The following is a 1,548-nucleotide window of genomic DNA, read 5'->3' on the forward strand; positions in this document are numbered from 1 at the left end:
CCGTGCGGAAGCGATCCTCGAAAGCGGGAGCGACATAGCGCCACATGTTCTGGTCGCAGCCGAAGCCATGGGCAAACATCATCGTGCGCTCGCCATGGCCTGCCACACGGGCATTGAGGCGGCTTGCCACAGCTGCGGCATCCTGCGACGCGCCGGGGCCTTCAGACAGCATCATCAGCATGAACCCCAATTTTCGGATAGAAGGCAGGCGTCCCGCAAATTGCGCCACCGCCGGCCCGTGGATAGCATGAACATGCCATCTTAGCCAGCCATGCGCCGTCCGGGTCGATGCCAAGGCGATACCCCTTCATTCTGGCACAAACAGCATGGCGACGGCTGCTACGGCCATCACTCCGGTCGCCAACCAGCCAAAGCCCTTGAGCAGGGGAGGGGCGACGAATTTGCCCATGACGGCGGGGCGCGACACGATCAGCATCAAGGCCACCATCACCGGCACGGCGACGATGCCATTGATCACCGCGCTCCAGAACAGGGCCTTCATCGGTGAAATCGGCGACCAGTCGATGGCAAGGCCCAATATCATGCCCAGCGCGATCACGGCATAAAACACCCGCGCGCGCCACGGTTTGTCCTGCAGGCTGGCCTGAAAGCCGCCCACCTCGCACACCGCATAGCCCGAGGCGCCGGCCAGCACGGGCACCGCCAGCAGGCCGGTGCCGATGATGCCCAGGCTGAAAATCGCGAAGGCGAGCGTCCCTGCCACCGGCTGCAGGGCCTTGGCGGCATCGGCGGCGCTCTGGATATCGGTCTTGCCTGCCGCATGCAGCGTGGCCGCCGTGCCCAGCATGATGGCCAGCGCGACGATGTTCGACACCGCCATGCCGGTGAACGTATCCCATTTGATGCGATTGAAAGCATCCTCCGCCTGATGTTTCGCGCGATGGAGCGGTTTGCGCTCCGCCACCTGATCGATGTCCTCGACTTCCTGCGCAGCCTGCCAGAAGAACAGGAAGGGGCTGATCGTGGTGCCCAGGATGGCCACCACCGTGGTGATCGCCTGACGGCCCTGCACCTGCGGCACGACCAGATCCTTCGCCGCTGCGGCCCAGTCGACCTTCACCATCAAGACCAGCGCAACATAGGCCAGCAGCACCAGCGTCAGCCATTTGAGGACATTGGCGTAGCGGTCATAGGGGATGAAGCTCTGGAGCAGCAGTGACCCCAATGCGAACAGCACGGTGAAAATATGCTGCCCGCCACCGACCGTCAGCCCCGCCGCTTCGCCCATGGCGGCCAGATCGGCGCCGATGTTGATGGTGTTGGCGACAAACAGCAAGCCCACCAGCACCATGACCAGCCATGAAGGCATCACCTCACGCAGGCTGCGCCCCAGACCGCGCCCGGTGACGCGGCCGATCCGGGCGCTCGCCAGTTGCACCGCCACCATCAGCGGATAGGCAAAGAGCATGGTCCACATCAGGCTGGTGCCGAATTGCGCGCCCGCCTGGGAATAGGTGGCGATGCCGGAAGGGTCGTCATCCGCCGCGCCCGTGACGAGGCCGGGGCCAAGGCGTTTGAGCCTTTCCA

General features: G+C 64.4%; 1 protein-coding gene. It reads right to left on the bottom strand.

Translation table 11 applies throughout. The features are described from left to right. Positions 1 to 307: 307 nt before the first annotated feature. Positions 308 to 1,548 (bottom strand): NRAMP family divalent metal transporter (locus SR3_RS30240; protein ID WP_068095122.1); only part of this gene is annotated, 1,241 nt, incomplete at its 5' end.

This window comes from Novosphingobium rosa NBRC 15208 (assembly GCF_001598555.1).
Lineage (GTDB): Bacteria > Pseudomonadota > Alphaproteobacteria > Sphingomonadales > Sphingomonadaceae > Novosphingobium > Novosphingobium rosa.